The organism is Curtobacterium sp. 260 (assembly GCF_030803485.1).
Taxonomy (GTDB): domain Bacteria; phylum Actinomycetota; class Actinomycetes; order Actinomycetales; family Microbacteriaceae; genus Curtobacterium.
Window position 1 is genome coordinate 224,736 of record NZ_JAURUY010000003.1, and the last position, 24,655, is coordinate 249,390.

Genomic DNA, 24,655 nt, shown 5'->3' on the forward strand with positions numbered 1-24,655 from the left:
CGCTCGTGGGCCGACGCTGCGGCGGCGCGATCTGTGACACCTTGGACCGCAATCACCAATCCCTGCCTTCGCCACCTCGAGATACTGGCGGCGGCCAGGCGTCAATCGCGAGCTTGACGTGCGCGACGGTCCGCCCGAGCTCAGACGACAGTTCCGTCAACGTGCAGTCCCCGTCGGCCATCAGGGCGTGTAGCTGACTCGTGTCGATGTCGCCGAGTTCAGGTCCTACGGCAAGACGTCGAGCAAGGTCCGAGCGTTCCGGTGACCAGACGAGCGGCTCGGTGGTGAGCCTCGTCGGCGAGTACCCGTAGGTCCACAGCAACTCACACTCTTCGTCCACAAGGAAGGCCCGCGTGTACGCGTCCATCGCTTTCTGCAGGTCGTCGGTGAGTCGTAGGAGGAACGCGGTCTCCTGTGCTGCGTCGTCACGTCGGGTCCGCTTGAACTGTTCGGGCAGGTGCTGCGGTCCGCCTCCGGTGAGACGCATGTGCATGTATCGGCGTGCCAGGACTGCCCGACGCCCAGTCCCTGGATCGCTACCGTCCGATTCGCAGATTTGCTGCCAGGCCTCGTCAGGGAGGAGGCGTTGCCAAGGGAGGCCCCGCCGACGGCCATAGTCAATTGGGGAGCCTCCCACCACAAGCTGGGTTTCCAGTAGGGCGAGAGCTCGTACAACCTTTTCGCGCTGCTCTCCGTGACCGATCATTGTTGGTCGAAGCTCGGGCTTTGACGCGTCGATGTCCAGAGTTGCAGCGAAGGCGTCCGCGACGGTCTCGAGGTTCGCGCCGAGGTCGAGATGCAGCGGAACGGCCCATGCGGACCAGAGACGCTTCGGCAGTGACACGGCACGGTATCGGTTCTGTGCTGGCGTCGTCTTGACCACGGTCGCCGCCTCGGGAGCGGACACAGCACTACGAGTGCGGACTCGTGTCACTGGTGACAGGTCCTTGTCGAGCGCTCGGACGATCCGGTCAGTCATCGGGGCACGCACCTTGCCCCATCGCCCGAGGAGTTCCTTGATACTTCCCGGGCCGAGGCCGGCTGAGCGAGGCGCAGGGGTCGGCGGCCGATTGAACGTGATTTCGCGGAGAGCTTTCGCGACCTGCGGTTCGGGGTCGTCTCGAAGTCGGACCGCAGCTGCAGCTAGCGCGCCGAAGGAGAGCGCGTCGGGTGGCGGCGATCCGCCCGCATGCGGCTCGGGCTCGATAAGCCCGACGAGTTCGCTGACCGCTACGCCGGCGAGGTCGGCGATGGAGGCGGTGGAGGCCGCGGATCGCACCGAGCCCATCAGGCTTACGAGCGCGCGCAGTTCCCGACTCGGGCTCGCGGCTCGTTCGATCACGTCGTTGATCAGGCGTTGGGCGCGGAGTATCGGAGAGTCAGCGGGGAGCTGTTCACTGTGGGTGTCGCCGTCGAGTCGGGTCTCGCAGTAGAAGTCTTGGAACGACGTGCAGATCCGGCGATTGCAGCGGTTGGGGTCACGAGGACGGGTGCGCGAACCGTGTGGCTCAGGAAGTTCGAGACCGCACCCGGGGCAGACATCGGACAGAACCTGTCGGTGTTCGAGGCAGACGAACGTCCAGTTGAATCGCCAGCCCATCAGGAACACGCCGGGCTTTTCGGCCAGGCAGGGAGGGCAGAACCGAGTGCCGCTGCGACGAACCCATGGGAAGTCACTTCTCAGGCTTTCCAGGTGGTTGGCGGTCCGCTTCAGCGTCAGTGCCCGCCCGTCGTACTGGCTGAGGGTCATGCCCTGGAGTCGGATCGGCGTTAGTCCGGTAGCGCGTACGAGTGCGGCCATCTCGGCTGGCTGGATACTGGTCCCAAGAGCCCGCACTTCGTTCGGATGCAGTGTGTCGATTTCGAGCGCCGCGTCCAGGTCGGCCGGGGGTGAGTCGAAGTCGTTCCAGGCCCAACGATTAAGCGCCGTAGGAAGCCACTCGTCGTCGTGAGGGTGCAGTCGGATTGGGAGCGACCCTTCCGGCCTGCTTCGGTCGTTCATCATCATCTCCGGGCGGCGGTGCGGTCGCGCATCCGTGCCATTGTGGCCATGCGCTCGTCGCGTCCCTCTTCTGCTGTCATCTCGAGTTCCACCCCATCGAGGGTTCGACGGGTGATGCGTTCGCTGTGGTCGTCGATCGCTGATCGCGCCGCGTCGCGGATGAGCGTGGTGAGACTCCGGAAGCTGCCAATCGAGGCCTCCCAGGCGTACTCGGCGAGTTCTTTGGACAGCCAACCTGGACCGTCCTGGTTGACGAGGCGCAGATGATCCTCGACTGACTCGAGGACGTGTCGCCACTCCGCCCTGTCCGCTTTGTCGCGGTAGGGGAGGCGTTCGATGTCGACGCGGCGCCAACGGCCCCGGCTTTGGTCAGCGACCATCCCGAGCTGTTCCTGGAGAACCCAGTCCAGGTCGTTCCCGCCGAGGATGACACGCACGCCTTGGTTGCCGAGGTCGCGGATCAGGTTGTGCACTTGGCGGCCCATCGCGCCGGCGAACCCGATGAACTGAATCTCGTCAAGCCCGATGACCTGTGTGCCACCGATCGCGATGAGCCGATTGAGCATGTAACCGGCGTTAGTGGGATGCGGCCAGCCGTATTGGGCGCAGAGTTGCCGTTCGATGTCGACTCGCGTGGCGCTGGGGCGAAGCGACACGTAGATGCAGGGGCGGTAGACCGCATCGAGGTCGCCTGCGGGTAGGTCGCGACCGCGCTTGATGTTGAGGAAGCGGAGCTGTGCGTACCGTTCCATCTCGCGGGCGATGTAGGCACGCATGGTCAAGGACTTACCGACGCCGGCTGGTCCGTTCAGCACCATGACGCTCTCTTGGTGCTGAGAGCTGCCACCGGGTACGACGAAACTGTTGTGGATGCGGTGCTCTCGTCGCGATGCCGCGGCGTTCCCAGACGCGTGTAGCCTTCGTAGCGCTTCTCTGACCTGGGTGGTCTGCATCAGAGGGAGCGCGGCGTGCCAGTCGGCGCGATCCTGTGCATACAACAGGCGGTCTACGGGACTCATCGCGTGAAGCTCGGTTGGCGTCCGCAGCCCGGGATCGACCTCGTCACCGCTTGTTGCTTGCTGGATGAACCACTGATCTTCTTCGGTGAGGAGCGAAAGCCAGGGCCGATCCTCGTCGTTGCGATCCATCGTCAACTCCATAGCGAGGAGCCGGGCCCGTATGTTTCGAGGCCACGGTGGCGTTGGCTGCGAGGAGTGGCGTTGCCCTTCTTCGCTGCAGGAGCGGAAGCAGGCTCCGCGGGCAGGGGCGTTGACGGGGCCGGGTCGAGCGCGCGCATCCGGTTCCGCTGCTGCTCGAGGAGGTCCTCTGCCGCGAGTCGCTTAAGTTCAGCGTTGTTGGGCGCCGAAGCGCGCTTTGCCGGGCCCGCCTGCTTGGGCTTCGCGGGTGCCGACTTCCACGCCTTCCGCTTGGGTTTGAGCGCAACGTGTCCGAGCTCCTCGCGCCGCCACTCTGCGCGCATGGAGGTTAGCCTGTCGAGGAACTCCTCGTCAGTGAAGTTGCGCTGTGTCAGGGAGGAGATGACCTTGCCGCGAATAGCTTCCCCGAAGCGCTCAGTGTCGCGCCGACGAAGGCGCCAGTGCAGTTCGCAGGGCTTGCCGTCTCCGTCGATTAGCCAGACAGAGCGGAGGTCGCTCGGGTTGAAGAAGATGTTGATCTTCCGCCCTTCCGCGATTCTCGGGTCGCGGAGCAGCTCGTGCAGCTGTGCCGGATCGCCGTACTTCAGCCGTCGGTATTTCACCCCCCACGAGGTCACTGTCACAGACACGTGCGGCATCATGCGCACCCACTGCGCGTTTGCCTTTGGAGCCCGGATTGTTCCCTTCTGCGTCCAGTGGTCCCACATCTCGAAGGGGGTGCGGTCGCGGTGCAGCTTGTCGTCGTTCGGTGGGAAGTACAGCCCTTCGACAGGTGTGTTGTTGTGGAGGTCCATGTACTGCCGGAGGCGACGCTCGTACATGTCGACTGTGAGTAGCGCCTCGAGTTCCGGGTGAGCACCCCGCTCGTGGACGCCGCCGCCGAGGAAGCCGGCGAGGCCTGCCTCAAACTGGTCCTTGATGGTGCGGAACGCCCGTTCTACCTGAGCCTTATCGGTGGGGGTGTACGTGCGCTGCGGCTCGTAGCTGATCTTCATGCCCGCCACCTGCTGAACGAAGTACGCGTTCGTGTAGATGCTGCCGTTGTCGGTAACGAGGTCTTCGGGTACGAACGCTGGAACGTGACCCCAGAGGGTCGGGATTCCGATGTAGGGCTGGGGTCGAAGGTGGTCCCAGGGTTCGGTCCAGTCTCGGACCTCCTCGCCCGTCTTCGGGCGAAGCACATCTGCGAGACACAGGGCGACCCCTTGCCCCGAGGTGTTGATGGTCACTGACAGGCCGCAGAAGGAGCGGCTATAGAGATCTACGGCGAGGGTGTATTCGACACGGATGGCTTTCTTGAATGCTGGATGGTCGAGCATGACGTTCACGACGCTCGTGTCGAACAGGACCACCTCTCCCGGCCGAGTCGCTGCTCGAAGGACCTCGGACGGTTCCGGGACGTTGCTGGCCGACCGGCGGGTGGCTGCGATGCCGTGCATCGTGTCGTTGTTGCGCGTGCGAATGGTGGCGCAGATCCTCCGCATAGTCGCCAGGCTGGGGACACCGCCCTGGCCCGGCGTTCTCACCTTATGAGTGGTGCAGAGGCGACGGATGTACTCAAGGTCCGACACGATGGAGCGCCCCATGTCCTCGGACATAAGAGTCTCCATCTCATCCCAGATCGCCTCGGGCGCCCGCGAGCCTCGGGTCCTGATTGGCCGGGGGTCGACGACTGCGACGATGCCTCCCTCGCGGTATCGCTTGAAAGCGCGTTGCAGGGCTCGAAGCTCCGACTTCTTCTTCACTGCTCGCCCGTCTGCCGCACCTGAAGTGCGGTACGTCTTAGCTCGGTCCTTCGCCAGGCTTCGCAGACGCTTGCCCCAGGTTCTAAGGGCTGGGTTGTATCGCTTGGGGATTGGCTGGTTCTTCGAAGCCTTACGCGGCAGTCCGGTTTCCATGATGCTCAGCACGTCTAGGAAGTCATCCAACCGCTCCCGCTGGTGCGGTGTGAGCTTCTCCTCGAACTGCAGGACCTCGAGAAACGCCGGCGGTCCGTCGTCGGTCTGCAGCGCAGCAACGACCTCGGGCAGCGGCGCCGTTTCGACCACGTTGCCGAAGCCGTCGAGCAGGGTGACGCTGGCTCCGATCTGGCCGATGGTGAGCGTTCGATCGTCGAGTGTCACTTCCTTGCCGGGCCGGATGATGACGTCGGTGTCGCTCATGGTGCCCAGACCAGGCTTTCTTCGGTGAAGCGGACTGCGAGGTCCGCGTGTAGCTGGTGTTGCCAGAGCAGTCGTCGAATGACGCTCATAGCCTCGGGGTAGGGGATCCCGGTTTGGGCTGCGGCCATTGATGCGAGTTCTGTTGCGGTCGCCCCGTGGGATGCAGCGTCACGAAGCGGCTCTCGGAGCCGTTCCACCTCCTCGTCGTCCGGGAGCGCAGAGCGGAACTCGCTCAAGCTTTCGCGCGCTGAGCGGGGCATCCCGGTGAAGGTGAGGTGAAGCATGCCGGCGCGGCGCAGTTCGGCGGCGACGATGCGTGCTCGTCTGCGCCAGGATTCCGTGAGCGCTTCCTCTGGGGTCTTGATGTCGATCACGATTGGTACTTCGTCGTCGGTGAGGAGCACGAAGTCGGGCGTGTGCAGGTGCAGGAGCGCCCCGCGCGGGAACTCAAGCGTGAAGGGTTGCGCGGAGATACGGCGCACCCGTTGGTCCCAGTCCGCAAGGAGGACGAAGAACCCCTCCCATTGCGACTCGCAGGTGACGAGGTCGTCGTTAGTTTCTACCCATCGTGCGATGGGCTTGTTCTTCTGCCCTTTGCGCCGGGAGAAGTCCCTGGTCGGGTGGGCGAGGATCAGGTCCTCGAGTCGTACGGCGTGTAGGTCCCGCCAGTGCGTATGTTCGCCGTCGTTGCTGAACCACAAGCGCGGATACGGGTAGCGCCGGTCCGAGTTGAACTTGAGGTGGCGGACGCCTTGCACCGGTCGGTGCATGCGGGCCCGAATACCGGGCGGGTTGATCTTCAGGTCGCGGGCGAGCAGTCGTGTGAGCTCGTCGTCGGTCGTGTGCGGTTCTGCTGGCCACCAGTGTTTGTCCCAGTGGATCCAGTCGTGATCCGGCGCCCGAAGCGTTGTTGAGCCGTTCATCGCTACCTCCTGCGGCGTTCGCAGTGAGCGGGGCCCGGCCCGGCGTCGGGCTCCTCTTACGTGTTGTGTGCGGCCCGACGGGCCGCGGATCGTTTGATTGTGCGCTCAACCGGCGCGGTTGTCCGGATGTTTCAGTATCCAAGTCAGTGGTGAGGTGAAGAGCGAGTGGGCGTGGTTGCGCAACTGCTTCGCCTTGAGCCTTAGCCTTGAGGCATGGCAGGCCGGGTTGCGCGCGCGACGCCGGCTGAATTGTCGCCCGGCTCGTGGCCCTTCGACCCGTCGCCGGACCCCCACGCGGAGGTCGCTCGACTGTTCGTCACCCGCCTTCGTAAGGCGATGGGGGATCAGAGCGTGCGAGCAGTCGCGAAGGACGCTGGCCTGAACCATGCCGGCCTCAACAAGTTGCTCGCTGGCGGTTCATGGCCGGACCTCCTCACGATCGCTCGACTCGAGCGCACGCTCGGCGCCGACCTGTGGCCGGGGCGTCCTCGTGGCTGACTCTTTCATCCCTCTTCGAGTTCATCGCTGACGAGGTCGGAGAGGCTCGCGCCCGGTGGCAGCAGGAGGGCCTCCGGATCCGCCGCTGCGATCTGCCCGATCGCTGACTCATCGTGCCCGCTCTCGGAGAAGCGAATCGTGCGGGCAACGGCCTGTCGCTGCTGAAAGACAAACAGCGCGAACTGCACGAGGGGCGAAGCGCGCGCCCCATCATTCTGCACTACCCGTTGACCCGTCAGGAGGTCGCCGATGACGACTACGTGCTCACCGCGACGTGCAAGCGACACATCACATCGCCAGCCCAAGTCGACGACGTCCATCTGCACGTGCGCCGGAACAACCAGGGAGCGCAACCAGCGAAGATCGAGCTCCTGCGACCCGCTGGTTGTCACGGTGATGCGCGTTGGCCGATCCTGCATGTGGATACTGTAGTATACAGCGTGCAGTAGTCAAGCGGCGTCCGAAGGAGCCCCAGGGCATGAGGCTCAGCGGTGATGCATTCGAGCAGGATTCAAGGCGTCTCGAGCAGGCCGCCGACGTTGCGGTACTCCAGGCACTGCGGGCCGAACTTGGAGGCTCAGGGGCACCGGCTAGCGACGCGGGCTACTCGCGCTCGGACGTCGACCTGCTGGCTGTCCTTCGAGCAGAAATCGATCAATACCTTGATTCCGAGGCACGAGGCGATGCACGCTTCGCAATAGCTTTGCTCCGCTTGACCAGGGCGCTCCAACGAGCGGGGCAGCATCTGATCATCGTTACCGGCAACACACCTGCACCAGCACCCTCACTGCCTGCGGGCAGGCTCGCCATCCGGTTACCGCACGAACTACCCGGCCTCGTCGAAATCGACATCGAGCCTGCGCCAGATCCCGCCGCACGCTGGCGTCCAACCTCGGGAGTCGTTCAGCTCCTACAGGGCAAGCCGGTCGGGACGCTTCAGTACCGGCGGAACGAGGACCTCGTGACGCTCGAAGTTGCCGTCTGGTGGAACGTCGCCTCGGCCGAGTTGTGCGCCCGCGCACGCAGAGGCGCTCGCTCCAAGCCTGTCTCGAGTGCAGAACGCCGTTGTCTTGAACGGGATGCTCGAGCGCGCACGGCGACGATCTGGGCCGCTTTCACGGAGGTCGGCACTCAGCTCGCCTTTGACAACGCCACCAAGCGGACCGTCTTGAGTCACGCTGGTCTCGACGGCGCCGAGCTCCGGTGATGCCAAGCCAGCCTTCTGCGAAGGTTACTCCGCATTGAGGCAGGTCTCTGACCTGCTTGAATCGCCTGGTGAAGAACGAGCGCAGCTCACTCTGGGCGCGAGTGCGAGCAGCATCGAAACCCGTGCCGCATGTGCACGCGAATCTGCACGACTTTGCTATCCGTTTGGACGACTATCGCAACGCCGCACGGGCTGAACGCCTCGAAGCGGTCGCCGTCTTGACCGCGCAGGTGGCCAAGGGCGCTCACTCGGGCTTCACCACCATGCTCGGAGCGGGTATTGCGGCCGTAGCAGCCTACGTCGGGGTGCTCGGCACCTACGCGCTGTTTCTGCAGCAATCCGCTGTCGCCGTGGGCAGAGATACACAGGCTCGTATCGACGCGTTGACTGATGCAGGGAAGGTTGAACAGGCATCGGTCGGAATGAAGGCGATGCGTGCTGTCGGTGACGTATTGCAATCAGGCACGGACATTGTCTTCACTCTCGGTGGCGTCGTACTCGCCGCCATCGTTATCGGCTGGCTCCTCATCCACGACAGGGCACAAGCCGGCGCGATCGCCCAAGCCTGGTTGACAGCTTTCGAGCGAGTCGACGCTGAAGAAGCGCAATCTCGCATCGCCTCACACTCGCAGCCGCGCCGGAAGTCCTGGCGCAGCAGCCGTGAGCATGGGTCGCGGGGCTCTAGTAGCTGACACGGTCACCTGAGCGGGCCCCTGGCACAGCCATCCAGGGCGCAGGAGGTCACGCTCGCGAAGACAAGATGCAGCGTGGCACTACTGATCGACCTGTAGACCAACAGCTACAAGCGGAGTCCTTGTGTATACTGTAGTATCCGGATGAGCGCAGCCAGTTGGGAGACGAGCCGATGCCGAATCGCGACAACGAACCTGCGGATCACAAGCAGCAGCTCGGCGCAATTCGAGGCTTGATGCGCATCCCGCTCTCGGATCTGCGCGACCAAAGTCCCCCGGACTTTGACGCCCTGTACGCCGAGCTTCAGGACGGTCAGGCCCTCATCCCGGCCCTCAAGATGGGTCTCGGTGCCCTGACGGTCCAACGATGGCACCCGGCCTATGCCGCCGACGGCTGGACGCTTTACGGCGCCGATCTGACTCTCGACATGGGACACCCCTTCGGGTCGATGTTCTACCGCAATGACGCCGACGGCCGCGTGCTGCGGGTCGGGGTGAAGTGGCATCCGCCGGTGCAGCAGCTCGAGTTCCCCGCCCTGCATCCGTCGAAGCCGGAGCTGACCTCCGACTGCACGGCTGAGGAGGTCGCCGCGGTCGTGTTGGACGCGCGGAGTCGTATTGGGACTCTTGTCGCGGTCAACGCGCAGATCGGGTCGTTCGTTGCCACGGAGGAGTCCGAGAACGCGATCCTCGATGCGTCCGGGCTTGGGCTTGAGCGGCTCTCCGAGGACGACCCCCGGCTTGCTGGCCGTGATGCGCCCCGGCCGTCAAGGCCGGACGGAAGTGGCGCTGATGGGTGATCGGCAGTGGGTGCAGGACATCCGGCATCAGCAGACGATCCTGTCGTTGCCGTTCGGGCTCGGGTGGACGATCGACATCACGCAGACGTTGGTCGCGCTCGAGGCTGCGGGGATGCCCGCTCGTGTGGAGGCGTTCGACCGGCTCCGGTTCGAGGACGGCCGGTCCGGGTTCCTGTCCACCCCGAACCCGACCGCGACGATCAACGACGACGGCACACCGGCCGAACGGACCGAGGACCTCATCGTCATCCCCGGCGGGTCGGAAGGCGGCGTCCTCTCGCTCGCCCGCCGCTACCCGGACCTGGTGTTCGTGAACGGGAAACGGCAACGCGTCTGGGCGGACGGCAAGCAGGTGTACGGGTCCTCGATGGAGCGGGACGCAACACCGGGCTGGCGAACCGTGTTCGCGATCGCCCGCAGCATCGCCCTGCACGGCGGCGGTTCGCAGTCGATCGCGGACCGCATCGGCATTCCACTCGACGACGTGCGTGCCGCGATGCCAACGCTCGGAACGCACGTGTTCCACACGCCGATCGGGTGGGAAGCAGCCGACCAGTCCGCCTTGTGCGACTGGACCTTGGCGGCGTACCCGGGTTACGGCGGGATACGTACCTGCTGGCGCCGAGACACCAGCATCGACGAGCAAGCGGACCAGCTGATTGCGCTGGGTGGGGTGATGTCGGACCGATGGGCCGCGCAGCAGTCCGGCGTCATCGTCCCGCCGGACCGGCTGACGGCGTTCTTCGCACAGCACCCCGACATGCAAGCGCTCGGCTACGAGCCCGCCACCGCGAATGAAGCGACAGTGTCGGTGGTCATCCCACAGGACACCACCGTCCTGACCGGCGCTGAGGGGTGCTGCACGGACGACTTCATCACCGCGCACGTCCTCTACGAGGACAGCTGGGTGGCCGCGAACACGGATGCGGTGAACGGGTTGCGGCAGCTGCTGCACTTCCGGTCCGACCTCGCCCACGACCTCCGCTGGCACCCCGGCAGCAACTCGTGACACCGCAGCTGCTTTCGCTGACTCTGGCGTACGACGACACCCGGTTCTTCGGGGCCGTCATGTTCACCGACCCCACCCACCCGGACGACAAGCCGGCGACGGTCCTCATCGACTACACCGGCGAATCGCCCTGGTTCCGCCTCACGAACGTCGACCCGGACGGCCAGGCGCCGTCGGTTCCGGCGATGGTCGAAGCGGATCGCATCATGCGGTTCCTTCTCCGCTACACACCCGAACGCATCGGCCGCGCCGCCGCCGACTTCCCGCAGCTCTGACCTGCTCGACTCACGCCTGACTCTTTGGAGGTAGTTGCTGATGATGCGTCTGGTGTCCCTGCACCTCTCGAACGACCGGATCCTCTGGGGACACGTCCTCCTTGAGGACACGGAAAACCCGGACGCGCACCTGGCGCAGATCCTCGTCCGCCCAATCGACAAGGAGCCGGGGTACGAGCTGTACGACAGGACCAACACGGTCCTGTCGGACCTTTCGGTGCCGGCGGTGCGGGAAGCGAACCGCATCGTGCAGACCCTCCTGATCCCCGCTTCGGAGATCGCGCGCAGGGAGAAAGCCGTCCGGGCGGTGATCCACTCCGGCTACTTGGAAGGGTTCCCGGACGACATGCCCTGGCAGTCGCAGCTGTGGATGTACGCCCGAGGGGAAGTCACCCGCGAACAACTCAGCGCGTACGCGGACGAAGGCCGACAGATCCCCCGCCAACCCGACCGCTCCGCGGTCGGCCCGGCTGACGTGCCCGAGGACTGGTGGCGGGCCACACAGGCCCGCATCCGCAGGAACTTCCTCACCACCACCCTCACCGAACCGGAGGTCGCCGCAGCCCTGCAGATCAGCATCGACGAGGTCGGTGAGCTGTTTGAAGCGAACCGGCTGACGAGCTTCGACCTCGACGGCGAAGAACGCATCCCCGACTGGCAACTCGTCAAGCCCGCACTCCCCGAGTTCGGCGACCCGTCGTCACTGCTGCCAGGCCTCGACGTCCTCTATGCGGCAGCACCCCAACCGCTCCTCGACGCAGCCGCGATGACCGAGTTCATGACCACGCCCCTCGAGTTCCTCACCGTCGACGACCGCGTCCTGACGCCGCTCGATTGGATGCGGGAAGGCCGGCCGCTGACGACGATCATCGCCCTGTTCCGCGGACGACGGTGGCGACCATGACCAGCCGACCCGACCTGTTCCTCCTCAACGTCGCCTACGACGTCACCGGGGTGCACGGGCATGTGTTCTTCCGCGACCCACCCAGCACCACGCTGCGGCAGGTCATCATCCGCAGCACCGACACCGGCAACATCTGCGAACCAGCACACGGCGACACCCGCGACGGGTGGGAACCGTTCCTCGAAGAGACCCGCTGGCTTATCGCCCTCACACGGCCCGACACCTTCGAAGCGCGCAGCTGATGGGGCCAAGACTCGAATGGGTTGCCGCCGCATACGCCGGCCAGCCGCAGATCACGATGCCGTACGGGCTCGGTGACACCACCGACCTCACCAACACCCTCACTGTCCTGAAACTCGCTGGGCTTCGCGCGGTCGTGGAGTCGCACGACACGATCCGCCTCGCCGACGGCCGCCGCGCACGCTTCCCAACCCTCACCCAACGACCCCGCGACGACGACCCGGACGACGCGGAACTGCTCCTTCTGGCACCACGCACCGTGACCGCTACGCAGATAGCGCTCGCGGAGCAGACGGCGACGGTGCTGCTGGTCGACGTGGACCGGCGCCGCGTCTGGATCGACGGCAGACAAACCCTCGGCACGAAGGAACGGTGGAAGGACGCCGCCCCCATCTACGTCACCTTCGCCATCGCACGGATGCTCGCCGTCAACGGCGCCACCTTCGACAGGCTCGTCCGGGCAGGGCTGACCGCTGGGCAGGTGGACGACGGGCTCGCACGCCTCGGGAAGCGCGTGCACCGCACTGACATTGGATGGGAGTCACGGCAGGTCGGCGGCCTCGTCGACTTCGCCATCGCCTGCTACCCAGGACCCGGCGGTGTCAGGACCCGGTGGACGTCGGACGTGCCGCTGATCGAGCAGGCGGAACGGCTCATGAGTGCGGGCTGCCTCATCTCCGGCCGTGCCATCTCCGACCGTCCCGGCTATCCCGCCATCAGCAAGCGTGAGATGCCGTACCGGCTCGTCGCGTTTACCGAGGAGGAGGTCGACATGGCCGCGCTCGGGTTCGAGCCCGACACGATCGGCTTCGCAGGCACTGAGCTCATCCGGCCCGCCGACCCCATGATCTTCCTCACCGCAGCCTCCGCCGGATATACGGACCGCACCGACGACATCATCACCGCGAACACACTCCTCCGCGCCGACTACCGCAACGACGACGACGCAGCGTCCCTGCAAGAAGTACGCGACCGGCTGCAGTTCCTCGCCGACACCGGCTACGACCTCCGCCACAACCTGCCCAGCTGACGAAAACCACAAGGGAGTGCACTTCGATCAGGAACCAAGCACCATCTCACTTCTGCCGGACTGCAGACAAGTCCGACACGCGACTTTGAGTGAATCCGACACGCCGAGACAAAGATTCCACACATGTGAATCGAGCCCATCCACGGGTGTGGGGAAGTGTCGGTGGTCAGCCGTGGTTGCCTGATCTTCCGGGACTGCCCGAGCTGTCCAGACTGTGGAAGACATTGTGGAGAACTACACGGCTGTAACACTTCCTACGGACACAAGTGCGGCAGGGCAGTGGTCCGTCGTAGGATCGAGTCGAGGCCGAACACAGATTCGACCCTCACAACGCAAGAGCCTCCAGTCGATTTCGACTGGAGGCGCAAACGGGACTACTACTCCGGATCGAGCTTGCCGGCGCGGATCGGAGATCAGTCCATTACACGAAAGTCAGGAACATGTCAACTCCCGCCCTTCATGGCTATCAGTTTAGGCCCCAACTGCCCACTTTGGCCAACATCCGTGCGCGCCTTGGGCGTGTCGAGTTGCAGATCGTGAAGCCCTCGCGTTCTGTCATCTCGGTCTCGCCCGACCTGAGAGCAATCATCGACTTGATGAAGTTTGCGATCGCAGCCTACGTGGCCATTCGTTACGGCATCGGGCTGTAGCTGTCAAGCACCGAACGGCCTCGGCTCCTCGGAGTCGAGGCCGTTCCGTGTCTACGGAGACGTGGCCGCGAAGCACACGACATCAAAGACATCCACTTGGACATCATCGGCGAGATCGCCAGCAGCGCCAGACCGCGGTAGGTGACCGTGGGCCTCTTGTCAGCCGCCTGTCTGGAGGTTTACGCCCTGCGGGCCGACCGCCTACCCGCGGAGTGCGCTCCGATGCAACAGCGCAGGCTGGCGCACCTGTGGCCTCGCCATCACACGCTCCCCCGAGCAGACTTCCGCAACGCCGACGACGCGGCATCGCTCGACGAAGTACGGAACCGGCTGCAGTTCCTCGCGGACACCGGCTACGACCTCGCCACAACCTGCCGAGCTGACGAAGACCGGTCGATCACATCGGAGCCGCACCAACCTGCCGTCGATGCTTCACCGAACTGCGCCAGACCCAAGCAGCCAGCTTGGTTTCACCGCGACCGGCTTCCACCCAAACTGCGTCTCGGGTCAAGCGATACGCTCGAGCATCACTTCGACGAATCAGCCGGTCGGGCAGCTGGAACCACGCATGCACCGGCAACGGCTCCGGAAGCTCACGCACCTCCATGGCACGAGCGTCCTCCTCCAGCGAGAACGGCGAATCCGGCACCCAACGATCCGAACGACGACGACCCATGACCGCGACAGTAGGGGCCGACACCGACGTTGGCATACGGGGCCCTCATCAAGAACACCACCGGACCAGTCATCTGAGACAGAAGAAGCTGCGGTGAGAGCAGGTCACGCTGGCGCGTCCATTCAAGGACCGCTCTACGGGCATAGAGTCGCCGAACGATCTCCTGGCACCCGCACCCATGGCACGCACATCTGAGTCTCGCTCTCGCGGCCGATCGATGGTCACATGAGGAAGTGTCGCGCGAGCGACTGCATCTCGTCACCAATACGCTGAGGTGATGTCAAAACTCATCCCGCGCGAAGCCGCGCCTCCGGCCCAGGAGAAGGTCGTGGTGTCGCGCAGCGGAAACACCTGCGCATACCCCAGCTGCGGGTTGATCCTCACCATCGAGTCGCTCGCAGACGACGATCGACCGAAGGCGACAGGGAAGGTGGCGCACATCTGCGCTGCGAGTCCAGGCGGCCCGCGGTACGACGAGGCGATGACCAAACAACAGCGGGGGTCGGCGGACAACCTCATCTACTTGTGCGGCCCGCATCATGACGCCGTGGACGCCCAGCTCGAACTGCACACGGTCGAGTTCCTACGCGAAGCCAAGCGCGTGCACGAGGCGAAGGTGGCGCGCGGCGTTCGAGCCGGACTTGGCCATGTGACATACGCAGAGCTGTCTACGGTCTGCATGGTTTTGGTCGGAGCGAGTGAACCACTGACGGCGGTGCAAGTGGACATCGCGCTTCCCGTTCAGCAGAAAATCCAGCTCAACAAGCTCGGTCCGGGCGCAGTTGAGCTCATTACCGCTGGCCTTTCGCAAGCAGACCGCGTAGCAAGCTTCATCGCCTTCCAGTCCAACTGGAATCCCGGCTTCGGCAAGACGCTGGCAGCCCGGTGCAAGAGTGACTACTACTCGGCGGTTGCGGACGGCCTTCAGCCCGACGAAGTGTTCGACTACCTCGTCCAGCGCGCATGGGACAACGCGGGCCCTCAGGACACGCCCCAGTTGCGCGCTGCTGCCCTCGCGGTGGTCGCCTATCTCTTCGAAATCTGCGAGGTGTTCGAGCGTGAGTGAGCTGTTCCCCGACAAATTCACCCCTATTGCCAAAACCCTTGTGGGGGAGGCTGCGACCATCCTCGGGCTCATTGGCACACGTAGTCTCAGCGTGGGTCAGCTGTTCGTCGAGTATCGAGAAGCGGCGCCGAGCTCGCCCTATGACTCGTTCGCCGCGGCGCTGACCTTGCTTTACGGTGCCGGCGCGATCAACCACCACGACGGAATCCTGAGGGCCGATTAGTGCTGCTTCGTCTTAGTTCCAACAGAGCCGAGTTCAAGCCCATTACGTTCACGCCCGGCTTCAACGCTGTCGTCGCCGAGCGAGCGCCTGACTCGACCGACCAGGACAGCCGCAACGCCCGTGGTAAGTCGACGCTCCTTGCGATCCTAAACTTTGTCCTCGGCGGCACATTCGATAAGAAGATGCAGTTGCTCGCCGACGACGGATGGGAATTCACCCTTGAGCTCCAGCTGTTCGGCGGCACCCTAAGCGCCACTCGCGCACTCGCCGCCGGCAAAAAGCTGCACGTCACAGCCACGGGCGATGCGAAAGCGTTCATCGCACCATATCTGGCTGAGGGTCAAATCACGGTCGAGGAGTGGAAGGAGCTGCTGGGACTGGGGCTGTTCCGTCTGGAACCTTCTGAGGAGAAGGTAACCGGCGGCATTTCGGTGCGGACGCTGCTCTCGTATGTCATCCGCACGGAGGCGCCGAAGGACCCGCTCAAGATCGTGACTGTCCAGAGCGCCACCAGCAGCCGCGAGCACATCGCGTTCCTTCTCGACCTCGACTGGACCGTCGTCCTCGACCTCGCAAACGTGGACAGGGGGCTTCAGCAGCTCAAGACCATTACGGCCGCGGCGCGCGATGGCCTCGTGACTACCCTCCGACCCGAAAGCGACCTTGCCCTCGAACGAGCGGCACTCCTCAATGAAGTCGAGGAGTGGGAAGGGCGGATCGAAGGCTTCCGCATCTTGGAAGACCCTAACTCGCTAGTGCAACGGGCGGACGAACTGACGGCGCAGATATCCGTCCTCCGCGACGAAGCAGTCGTCGATGGCCGCATGCGCAGCCTCTACGTCTCATCACTCACCGACGACACCGACGCGCCCGCTACCGCCGTCGACGTCGAGGTGCTTTTTGCCGCGGCCGGCGCCGTTCTCGCAGATGGGTTCGTTCGGCAGATGCGAGATGTTGCCGCCTTCCACGCCAGCCTCCTCAAGAACCGGCGAGCGTTCCTGCACAGCGAAATCGATAGCCTCGACGACCGCATTGCGGTCCGCAAGGCCGAACTCTCCCGACTCGACGAACAGCGCGCTGGCATGCTCCACACGCTCGACGCGGGAGGCGCGTTGGACGAATTGAACGCGCTGCGAAACGAACTCGCGACTGTCCAAGCGCACCTCGCCGCGGTAGATCTTCAAATCGAGCAGGCCCGCGAACTTGTCACCACCCGTGAAGACCTTAAACTTCAGCAGTCGACTCTTCGCAAGGGCGCAAGCGAGCAGCTGGCGGGCTCCCGGCAGAAACTCGACCACGTCGGCGCTCAGTTCAGTCAGAAGATGCACCGGCTGTACGGCAAGGACGCTGCTCTCACGGTAGAGGTGGACAACGCGGGCTACAAGTTCACCGTAACCGTCCCGGGGTCGGGAAGCAGTGGAGTAGACCGGATGAAGCTCTTCTGCTTCGACCTCACGCTGCTTGAAGAGGGCGCTGCCTCGGCTCGACATCCCGACTTCCTCGTCCATGACTCGGTGGTCTTCGACGGCGTCGACCCTCGCCAACTCGCGAACGCGCTTCGCTTCGCGCAGGAGATGGTTCAAACCACAGGTGGGCAGTACATCTGCACCATCAACAGCAACGACATTCCGCCCGACGTACTGGAGGAGCCGTGGTTCAAGGGCGGCATCGTGCGATCCATCCTTGACACTGAGGTCGGCGGCCTGCTCGGGCGTGAGTTCTAGGACAGAGGAGCCCGCCCAGCAGAAAGGCCGCTCCGCGGGCCGCCGAATCTCTCCTTCCAGGACCCGCTGCCCGCTGACGGATCGTCTGCCGAACAGCGTGGACGGCTCGGCCGTCCTGAGCTGGCCCCCGTCGCGCATGGACAGAGGTGTTCGGGCTCAGGCTAGTTCGGCGACGAGATGTTCGACCAACTCGAGTGACACGCGCGCCTTCGGGCGGTCTCTCGGGGCCGTGTAGCCGACGACGCTCGACGCCCGTTCCGCTTGACGAGTTCGGCGCCGATGCGACGTAGACTTGGTTCTGACTTGCGTTTGGCAAGTAAGACTAGAGACTGGAAGACCGATGGATATCAACGGCGCGGCTGTTCTTGTTACAGGAGCAAGTGGGGGCCTCGGGAGGGAGTTCGTCCGACAAGCACTCGATCGAGGGGCGCGACGCGTGTACGCGACGACCCGTCGCCCGCTCGAATGGGAGGACGACCGCGTCGTGCCGTTGGTCGTCGACGTCGGTGACGAGGGCGCGATCGCAGCTGCCGCCGAAGCCGCGTCTGACACCACCGTGGTCGTCAACAACGCGGGGACCTTCACGGGCGGGTCGTTGCTCACGCAGCCCGCCGACGAGATCCAGGAGATGTTCTCGACGAATGTGTTCGGCGCGCTGAACGTCGCGCGCGCCTTCGCTCCCGTCCTCGAGCGGAACGGTGGCGGAGCATTGTTGAACGTCCACTCGATCCTGAGCTGGACGGTCTTCCCGGGCGGAGGCGCGTACGCAGCCACGAAGGCGGCGTTCTGGGCGTTGACCAACGCCCTGCGACTCGAACTCGCTCCCCGAGGCACGCTCGTCACCGGGCTCCACCTCGGGTACACGGACACCCCGATGATCGAGTCGTTCGATGTGGACAAGAACGACCCCGCCAATGTCGTCCGCGTCGCACTCGATGGCCTCCGCGACGGCCGGTACGAGGTTATCGCGGATGAGATGACGGACCGCGTGCGGCACCTCCTGTCCGCGCCGCTCGAGGAGCAGTTCCCGGTCTTGGTCCGTTGACGCGGGGCAGAACCCCTCCGATTCGACGGTTCGATCCGCTCGGAGGGGTTCTGCTGGGCGTCGTGCTCCCGCCCGCGCACTCGCTTCGACCTCGGGATCAGAGGCGATCCGGGCGGTACACGAGGTTCGCCCGAGGGTCCTCGATCCCTTCGAGCACCTTCCGCGCCAGCAGGGCTGAGAACTCTCGGAACGAGAAGGGCGCCCGGTCGTCGGTTCCGGCGACCACCTCGGCGGTCAGGTCGATGAGGTCCTGCAGGACGGTCACCGGCGCGTCGCCGGTGGCATGGGAGATGAACACCCGGTCGTAGAGTCCGCTCAGGTCGTCACGGACCCGTCGCAGCGTCTCGGCGTACTCCGTGACCGTTGCAGAGTCGTCTGCGAAGAGGAAGGTGCGTTGGTTCGCCGCGTCTCCCGTGATCAGGGTCCGCTCCTCGCCGAGGAGGACCGCATGGGAGCCAGGGGTGTGGCCCGGCATTGGGATCGTGCGAACCGTCATGCCACCGAGTTCGAAAGTCATGCCGCTACCGAGGTCGTGGAAGCGCTCCGGCGATGCGGTCGGCGCGAGGACCCGCCCTTCCCGACGCGCCTCGTCGTGCACGTCCGCGATCCAGCTGCGGTGGACTGCGTGGACGGCGAGGTCGGCGTGCGCCATGTGGACGTCGTCGAACCAACCCGCGCCGAAGGCATGATCGAGGTGGCCGTGGGTGATCACCACCGTGACCGACTTGTCGGTGAGGTCCCGGACGAAGGCCGCGAGATCGCCGACACCGAAACCGGTGTCCACAAGCAGGGCACGGTCCTGTCCTTCGACGAGGTACATCTGCGCGTCGAGCCGGTCGTAAATGCGTGTGACGCGAGCCGTCAGTCGTACGGACGAGAAGTCCGGGGACGGGGACGAGGACGAGGACCCATCGGGCGCCGGTGCCGCCGTCACTTGACGCTCCTGACCCCGAACATGAACGCAGCTCCGATGGCCGCCGCGGCAGCACCCAGGACGAGTACCCAGGTGTAGGAACCGGTGAGCCCGAAGACACCGGCAGCGACGAGTGGAGCAGTCGCCGCGGGGACCGACGTCGCGAGCGCCAGGAGCGCGAGATCGCGGCCCTCGTCTGCGCGGCTCGGCAGGACCAGGGACATGATCGCAATGTCCACCGCGAAGTACACGCCGGTTGCAGCACCGCCGAGGACGGCGTACACGAGCAGACCTGCCCAGTCTCGGGCGATGATCGGCGACACGAACGCAGCGGCCATGGCCACCGCACTCAGGGCCACGACGACCTTCCGTCGGTCGAGACGGTCTGCGAGCCAGCCGAAGGCCACGATGGCCACGACCTGGCTGATGGTGTTGATCGACGCGACGGCCGCGACGGCGTCGTTCACACCGCTGAACGGCGTGTTCTCGGGTCCGACGTAGTCACTGACGATGTAGAACACGTAGTCGATCACCGCGAAGAAGCCGAGGAAGAAGAACAGCCGAGACAGGAAGACCAGCGTGAAGTCCCGGTGACGGAAGCCGGTGAAGAAGCCGGCGATGCGCGCGGGGACACTCCGGCGTGGTTCGGACGTCCTGAGCTCGGGTGCGCGCACCGGCGCTTCGGGCGCAACGACGACGAACACCACGGTCGCCAGGACGAGGAAGATGCCGAGGACGGAGTACCCCCAGAACTGCCCGGTGCGCGTCACGACGTTGACGGACGCGAGGATCCCGAGCGGGAGACCGAGGCCCACGACGGACGAGGCGGTGCCGCGCAGTCGCACCGGAACGCGATCGGGGATCACCGCGTAGATCGTGCTCTGGTAGATGTTCGCGAAGAACCAGACGAAGCCAATGCTGACCGCGAGGAGCGGAACGGTCGTCGCTCGCGCCATCAGGATGCATGCCACCGCGGTGAGGACGGCGCTGACGAGCAACCACGGCGTCCGTCGTCCGAGACGTCCTCTGGTGCGGTCGGAGAGTGCGCCACCGAGCGGGAGGGCGACCGTCCCCGCCACGGACGAGACGAGCGCGGTGAGCGCGACGACGGCGACTTTGTTGGTGGGGTCGATCGATGCGACCTGCGCGGGGAGCAGGGCCTGCTGGATGCCCTGGTAGACCCCGTAGAGGCCGATGACGCCGGGGAAGAGCGTCGACAAGACGCGGGTGGTCCCAATGGTCCGTGGGGTGGGCGGGCTCGTCTGCAGTTGGTGGGTCACGGTTCCTCCTCGAATCGCTGACACGTGTCAGTGCTGACACGTGTCAGCACAGTAGACTCGCTGCATGACCACGTCAAGGCGGACCCCTGACCGCCGTGCCACGAGTGCTGACGTCGCGCGGGCCGCCGGGGTTTCGCGCGCCACGGTGAGCTACGTGCTGAACGCCACGCCCAACCAGTCCATCCCCGACGCGACGCGCGATCGGGTGCGCGCAGCTGCGGATCGACTCGGGTACATCCCCTCGGCCCACGGCCGAGCACTGCGCCAAGGTCTCGGAGAGACGGTCCTCGTGCTCGAGCCGGACTGGATGCCGTCGTCGACGTCAGCCCGCTTGTGGTCGTCGTTGAGCACGTCGCTCGCGGAAGTCGGTCTCGTCTGCGTCTTCTCCCACACCGCGGGCGTGGCGACCTCACTCCGGCAGGTCCTGACCACGTTCGTCCCACGACTGGTGCTCTCGTTCGTTCCGCTTTCCGAGGACGACGCGGAACTGCTCGCCACGCAGTCCGTGCCACTGCTGCGCCTCGACGTCGGGAACGGTGGCCGGGGCGGCGACCACCTCGAACTGGACGAGCACATCGGCCGGGCGCAGGTGGAGCACCTCGTCACTGCTGGCCGGAGGAAGCTCGCTTTCCTCGACCTGGTGGACGAGCGAGCTCGCGCGCAGTCCACCGCTCGGGCTGCCGGCGCCGGTGCCGCGGCCGGCGCCGCGGCCAGGCAGGGAGTCACCCTCGAGCGACTCGACTTCGACTTCACGTCCGAGTTCGTGGGAACGGCCGTGCACCGGATCCTCGACGGAGGCTTCGACGGCGTGTGCTGCTTCAACGACGACGTCGCCCTCGTCGCACTGTCGAGACTCCAGGACGCAGGGAGCCGCGTCCCGGACGACGTGGCGGTGGTCGGGGCGGACGACCTTCCCGTCGGGGCCTTCACGTCACCCCCGCTCACCACCGTTTCGCTCGACAACGAGCGCATCGGTCGCTACCTCGCGCTCAGCGTTGCAGCCGCGGCCGGGTTGGACAGCGCCTCCGAACCGGACCGCGATGCGGCTGCCAGGGTGCACGTCATCCACCGTGGCTCCAGCTGAGTAGACCGACCCCGCCATCACCGCCTACCGACGAACACGAGGATCCGATGAACTCCATCCCGTCTGCTCAGACCACCGCCGAATTGACGGTGTGGTTCTTCGACGACTACCTCCCAGCGTGGACAGCAGCTGCGCTCCGGGACGACCCTGCGTTCATCGGCGCGTACTGGGCGTCACCGCTCTGGGTCGGTGACGACCGCGGACCGGCGACGCTGATGCGCGACGACGACGCCGTCCGCCACTGGGTTGCGAGCACCTTCGCGCGCCTGCGCAGCGAGGACTACGCCCGCACCGCGGTCCTCAGCCAGCGGGTCGTCGCGCACACCGCATACGGCGGCACGGTGGACGTCCTCTGGGCCAGGGTCCGACGCGACGAGAGCGAGATCGAGCGTTTGGCCGTGCACTTCACAGTGGTGCGAACGCAGGAGGGCCTGCGCGCGGTGGCGATCCAAGCGCATGCCACGGACGCTGGTGCCATCTAACTTGTTATGAGCAAGCAAGGGGAGCATCATGGCGTCATGCGTGTGCTCTTCGTCGGCGCCGGCTCCGTCGGCGGCCTGTTCGGATCCCTCCTCCTCGATGCCGGGGTGGACGTCTCCTTCCTCGTGCGTCACCACCGACGTGCACAGCTGCTGCAGTCCGGCCTCGCCATCGCGTCGTCCGTCGCGGACGGATCCGTGCGACGGCTCGCGGTCCGAACGGTCGTGCGCGACGACGTCCCGGCATCGGACCTCGTGGTCTTCGCGGTCCGGGCGCCGGACCTCGACGCCGCCATCGAGGAGGCGCGGCCCGCCGTCGGCGCGTCGACGATCGTGCTCCCACTCCTCAACGGCATGCGACACCTCGCGCCGCTGACCGAGCACTTCGGCGACCGGGTGCTCGGTGGGGTCGCGGTCGCCGGAGTGATGTCCGATCCAGACCACGTCGTCCGTCGGCTGAGCGAGGACGCGAGCATCACCTTCGGTGAACTGACCGGCGGAGCGTCCGAACGGTGCGCTGACCTCGCGGCACGCTTCAGGCCCGCCGCGTTCCGGACCGTCGTCTCCTCGACGATCACGCAGGACATGTGGGAGAAGTGGATCTTCATGGCGGCGGGCGGGGCCGCCACGGTCCTGCTCGGCGGTCCGATCGGCACGGTGATCGCCGTCCCGAGAGGCCTCGAGACGGTCGAAGCCGTCCTCGCGGAAGCCTGTGCGGTGGCGGCCGCTGCAGGGCATCCTCCCCGGCCCGCCGCGGTCGAGAGCATCCGCCACACCCTGACGCGGCCGGGCTCCCCGTTCACGACGTCCATGTACCGGGACTTCGCGATCGGTCGGCGGACCGAGGTCGAACCGGTCCTCGGAGGGCTGCTCGACGAGGCGCGGGCCCTCGGTGTCGATGTGCCGCTGCTCGCGAGCGCCGCGGTGCGACTCCGGGTCCACGAGGCGTCCCTGGAGCTGGTCCGATGACCGAGGTCACGCTCGTCACGACGGTCGACTGCCACCTGTGCGACGACGCTCGCGGCGTGGTCGCCGAGGTCCTCGCCGCGTTCCCCGCGGTGGTCCTGACGGAGCGGTCGCTCCTCGACGACCGGGCGTTGCGCGAGGAGTTCGCGGAGGACGTCCCCGTCGTGATCGTGGACGGACGGGTCCACAGCACGTGGTTCGTGGATGCCGATCGACTGCGCCGGCGGCTCGACCGCGCGACCGCGCATCCGTGACCGACGGGCACCGCTCCGCGGGTCCCTGCTGGCGGGACCCGCGGGCAGCGTCACGTCACTGCGGGAGCTTGGCCGCGACGAGGTCGACCGGCGTGATCGTCGGGGGCACGGCGAAGAGGTCCCCGTTCGCGTCGATCGCCTGCCGCACCTCACCCTGAAGGTGGAACGCACGCCCCTCCTCGGTCTCAAACGCGTCGAAGATCCCGAACGTCCGTTCGTCCTTCCGGAATGCGAACCACGTGATCGTCTCCGGCTCCCGCTCGACCATCGCACGTGCCGAGACGAGGAATGCCGCCACCTCGTCCTCGCGTCCTGCTGCTGCCGTGAACTCCACGACGAATCCGTTCTGCACCATCTGTCGTTCCTCCTGTCTGGCCGATCCGGCCTCGCTTCAACGCTAGATCGACGACGGGCCGGGCACCCCACGCATCCGGCCACCAGCACCGCGGTCTCCGCCAAGTCCTCCTGAGGTCGTCCCGTCCCGGTGGGCGAACGTCGTCCGGTATGCGGAGGCCGTGACGCCGACCTGGGCCCGGAAGTTCCGTCTGAGGGTCTCCGCCGTCCCGAATCCCGTTGCGGCTGCGATCTGCGACAGGGGCAGCCGCGTTGTCTCGAGCAGCACCTTCGACCGCTCGATCCGCTCGTGCGTGACCCATGCCGCGACGCTGGTGCCCACCTCGCGTCGGAACCAGCGGACGAGCGTGCGCTGGCTGACGTGCTCGACACGAGCAAGCCGCTCCAGGGACAGTGGTTCGTCGAGGTGCTCGCGCATCCACTCGAGGAGGCGCGGGGTTGCCGTCGGAGCACGGAGGGCGTCCTTCGCGAACTGTGCCTGCCCTCCAGCTCGGTTCGGGGCGGCCACGAGGTACCTGGCGACATCGTTCGCGTAGGCCCGTCCAAGGTCGCGAGCGGTCAGGTGTAGCGCGAGGTCGACCGCGGCGAGGCCTCCGCCGGATGTGAAGAACGCACCGTCGGCCACGAAAAGGCGCCCCGCTCGCATCCGCACCGCTGGGAAACGCGCGGAGAACTCCTCGGCGTGCACCCAATGCGTCGTCGCGGTCCGCCCGTCGAGCAGGCCCGCCTGCGCGAGGACGACGGCACCTGCGCACAGTCCGACCACCCGTGCCCCCGAGGCTGCCGCGTTCCGGAGCGCCTGCAACAGCGCCGGCGGCCGAGGCCGGAACGGCTCCGATGATCCGGGGACCACGACCGTGCCCGCACCTCCGACGGTCCGCAGTGTCCCCTCGTCGGTCGCGTCGACGACCCGGAGCCGGTAGCCCGGACCAGGGGGCATGAGCCCGGGCACGGGCCCTGCCGTCGCGAACACCTGCGACACCACCGCTGTCTCCAACGGGTCACTGTCCGGTTCCGTCACCAGCGCGACGGTGTGGGGTGC

General features: G+C 65.8%; 26 protein-coding genes. 16 read left to right on the forward strand and 10 right to left on the reverse strand.

The window, feature by feature from the left end; all coding sequences use genetic code 11:
* Positions 1-52 precede the first annotated feature (52 nt).
* The 5 genes from J2X59_RS05535 to J2X59_RS05555 all read right to left on the reverse strand — a co-directional run bounded on the left by J2X59_RS05535 (position 53) and on the right by J2X59_RS05555 (position 7,161).
* Positions 53-2,008 carry a TniQ family protein gene (locus J2X59_RS05535; protein ID WP_326495973.1) on the reverse strand — a complete coding sequence of 652 codons (1,956 nt, stop codon included), beginning with the start codon at positions 2,006-2,008 and terminating at the stop codon, positions 53-55.
* The gene (locus J2X59_RS05540; RefSeq protein WP_326495974.1) at positions 2,005-3,150 is read right to left on the reverse strand and encodes an ATP-binding protein; all 1,146 of its coding nucleotides are present in this window, start codon (positions 3,148-3,150) and stop codon (positions 2,005-2,007) included. The genes J2X59_RS05535 and J2X59_RS05540 overlap by 4 nt, the downstream gene beginning before the upstream one ends.
* Before the next feature lie 2 nt (positions 3,151-3,152).
* Positions 3,153-5,321 carry a hypothetical protein gene (locus J2X59_RS05545; RefSeq protein WP_326495975.1) on the reverse strand — a complete coding sequence of 723 codons (2,169 nt, stop codon included), beginning with the start codon at positions 5,319-5,321 and terminating at the stop codon, positions 3,153-3,155.
* Positions 5,318-6,244, reverse strand: coding sequence for a hypothetical protein (locus J2X59_RS05550; protein ID WP_326495976.1), 927 nt, complete (start codon positions 6,242-6,244; stop codon positions 5,318-5,320). The genes J2X59_RS05545 and J2X59_RS05550 overlap by 4 nt, the downstream gene beginning before the upstream one ends.
* A gap of 503 nt (positions 6,245-6,747) precedes the next feature.
* Positions 6,748-7,161: a hypothetical protein gene (locus J2X59_RS05555; protein ID WP_326495977.1), complete on the reverse strand. Its 414-nt coding sequence runs from the start codon at positions 7,159-7,161 to the stop codon at positions 6,748-6,750.
* Positions 7,162-8,017: 856 nt separating this feature from the next.
* On the opposite strand from J2X59_RS05555, the gene J2X59_RS05560 reads away from it, so the two are divergent.
* The 8 genes from J2X59_RS05560 (at position 8,018) to J2X59_RS05595 (ending at position 13,549) form a co-directional block, all read left to right on the forward strand.
* Entirely contained in the window at positions 8,018-8,641 is a 624-nt protein-coding gene (locus tag J2X59_RS05560) for a hypothetical protein (RefSeq protein WP_326495978.1), read from the forward strand.
* 173 nt (positions 8,642-8,814) lie between these two features.
* On the forward strand, positions 8,815-9,441 hold the full coding sequence (locus J2X59_RS05565; RefSeq protein ID WP_326495979.1) for a hypothetical protein: 627 nt from the start codon (positions 8,815-8,817) through the stop codon (positions 9,439-9,441).
* Positions 9,434-10,450: a hypothetical protein gene (locus J2X59_RS05570; RefSeq protein ID WP_326495980.1), complete on the forward strand. Its 1,017-nt coding sequence runs from the start codon at positions 9,434-9,436 to the stop codon at positions 10,448-10,450. Before J2X59_RS05565 ends, J2X59_RS05570 begins: the two co-directional genes overlap by 8 nt.
* Entirely contained in the window at positions 10,447-10,725 is a 279-nt protein-coding gene (locus J2X59_RS05575) for a hypothetical protein (RefSeq protein ID WP_326495981.1), read from the forward strand. The genes J2X59_RS05570 and J2X59_RS05575 overlap by 4 nt, the downstream gene beginning before the upstream one ends.
* A gap of 52 nt (positions 10,726-10,777) precedes the next feature.
* Positions 10,778-11,629, forward strand: coding sequence for an antitoxin VbhA family protein (locus J2X59_RS05580; protein WP_326495982.1), 852 nt, complete (start codon positions 10,778-10,780; stop codon positions 11,627-11,629).
* Positions 11,626-11,871 (forward strand): hypothetical protein, encoded by a 246-nt coding sequence (locus tag J2X59_RS05585; RefSeq protein ID WP_326495983.1) that lies wholly within the window; start codon positions 11,626-11,628, stop codon positions 11,869-11,871. Before J2X59_RS05580 ends, J2X59_RS05585 begins: the two co-directional genes overlap by 4 nt.
* Positions 11,796-12,899: a hypothetical protein gene (locus J2X59_RS05590; protein WP_326495984.1), complete on the forward strand. Its 1,104-nt coding sequence runs from the start codon at positions 11,796-11,798 to the stop codon at positions 12,897-12,899. The genes J2X59_RS05585 and J2X59_RS05590 overlap by 76 nt, the downstream gene beginning before the upstream one ends.
* Positions 12,900-13,339: 440 nt before the next feature.
* A complete protein-coding gene (locus J2X59_RS05595) occupies positions 13,340-13,549 on the forward strand; it encodes a hypothetical protein (protein WP_326495985.1) in 210 nt (69 codons plus the stop codon).
* Positions 13,550-13,946: 397 nt separating this feature from the next.
* Here the strand turns inward: J2X59_RS05595 and J2X59_RS05600 are convergent, their stop codons facing one another.
* Complete coding sequence (locus J2X59_RS05600; RefSeq protein WP_326495986.1) at positions 13,947-14,225, reverse strand: hypothetical protein; 279 nt, start codon at positions 14,223-14,225, stop codon at positions 13,947-13,949.
* Between the two features lie 277 nt (positions 14,226-14,502).
* On the opposite strand from J2X59_RS05600, the gene J2X59_RS05605 reads away from it, so the two are divergent.
* The 4 genes from J2X59_RS05605 to J2X59_RS05620 all read left to right on the forward strand — a co-directional run bounded on the left by J2X59_RS05605 (position 14,503) and on the right by J2X59_RS05620 (position 18,283).
* Positions 14,503-15,291 carry an ABC-three component system protein gene (locus tag J2X59_RS05605; protein WP_326495987.1) on the forward strand — a complete coding sequence of 263 codons (789 nt, stop codon included), beginning with the start codon at positions 14,503-14,505 and terminating at the stop codon, positions 15,289-15,291.
* Positions 15,284-15,514: an ABC-three component system middle component 6 gene (locus tag J2X59_RS05610; RefSeq protein ID WP_326495988.1), complete on the forward strand. Its 231-nt coding sequence runs from the start codon at positions 15,284-15,286 to the stop codon at positions 15,512-15,514. Before J2X59_RS05605 ends, J2X59_RS05610 begins: the two co-directional genes overlap by 8 nt.
* Positions 15,514-17,238, forward strand: coding sequence for a DUF2326 domain-containing protein (locus J2X59_RS05615; protein WP_326495989.1), 1,725 nt, complete (start codon positions 15,514-15,516; stop codon positions 17,236-17,238). Before J2X59_RS05610 ends, J2X59_RS05615 begins: the two co-directional genes overlap by 1 nt.
* Before the next feature lie 340 nt (positions 17,239-17,578).
* The gene (locus J2X59_RS05620; protein WP_144711678.1) at positions 17,579-18,283 is read left to right on the forward strand and encodes an SDR family oxidoreductase; all 705 of its coding nucleotides are present in this window, start codon (positions 17,579-17,581) and stop codon (positions 18,281-18,283) included.
* Between the two features lie 97 nt (positions 18,284-18,380).
* On the opposite strand, the gene J2X59_RS05625 is transcribed toward J2X59_RS05620, so the two are convergent.
* Together J2X59_RS05625 and J2X59_RS05630 are read right to left on the reverse strand one after the other, a co-directional pair.
* Positions 18,381-19,217, reverse strand: coding sequence for an MBL fold metallo-hydrolase (locus tag J2X59_RS05625; RefSeq protein ID WP_326495990.1), 837 nt, complete (start codon positions 19,215-19,217; stop codon positions 18,381-18,383).
* Positions 19,214-20,476, reverse strand: coding sequence for an MFS transporter (locus J2X59_RS05630; protein WP_326495991.1), 1,263 nt, complete (start codon positions 20,474-20,476; stop codon positions 19,214-19,216). Before J2X59_RS05630 ends, J2X59_RS05625 begins: the two co-directional genes overlap by 4 nt.
* Before the next feature lie 64 nt (positions 20,477-20,540).
* Here J2X59_RS05630 and J2X59_RS05635 point away from each other — a divergent pair, with 64 nt between their 5' ends.
* From J2X59_RS05635 to J2X59_RS05650, 4 genes are read left to right on the forward strand one after another with little or no spacing between them, the layout of a single operon-like run.
* The gene (locus J2X59_RS05635) at positions 20,541-21,560 is read left to right on the forward strand and encodes a LacI family DNA-binding transcriptional regulator (RefSeq protein ID WP_326495992.1); all 1,020 of its coding nucleotides are present in this window, start codon (positions 20,541-20,543) and stop codon (positions 21,558-21,560) included.
* A gap of 47 nt (positions 21,561-21,607) precedes the next feature.
* Positions 21,608-22,042, forward strand: a complete 435-nt coding sequence (locus tag J2X59_RS05640; RefSeq protein ID WP_326495993.1) for a DUF6841 family protein — start codon at positions 21,608-21,610, stop codon at positions 22,040-22,042.
* Positions 22,043-22,078: 36 nt separating this feature from the next.
* A complete protein-coding gene (locus J2X59_RS05645) occupies positions 22,079-23,008 on the forward strand; it encodes a ketopantoate reductase family protein (protein WP_326495994.1) in 930 nt (309 codons plus the stop codon).
* The gene (locus J2X59_RS05650) at positions 23,005-23,259 is read left to right on the forward strand and encodes a glutaredoxin family protein (protein WP_144711684.1); all 255 of its coding nucleotides are present in this window, start codon (positions 23,005-23,007) and stop codon (positions 23,257-23,259) included. Before J2X59_RS05645 ends, J2X59_RS05650 begins: the two co-directional genes overlap by 4 nt.
* Positions 23,260-23,314: 55 nt before the next feature.
* Here J2X59_RS05650 and J2X59_RS05655 read toward each other — a convergent pair whose 3' ends face one another.
* Together J2X59_RS05655 and J2X59_RS05660 are read right to left on the reverse strand one after the other, a co-directional pair.
* A complete protein-coding gene (locus J2X59_RS05655) occupies positions 23,315-23,614 on the reverse strand; it encodes a putative quinol monooxygenase (protein ID WP_326495995.1) in 300 nt (99 codons plus the stop codon).
* A 42-nt stretch (positions 23,615-23,656) separates the two neighbouring features.
* Positions 23,657-24,610 (reverse strand): GlxA family transcriptional regulator, encoded by a 954-nt coding sequence (locus J2X59_RS05660; RefSeq protein WP_326495996.1) that lies wholly within the window; start codon positions 24,608-24,610, stop codon positions 23,657-23,659.
* Positions 24,611-24,655: the final 45 nt, after the last annotated feature.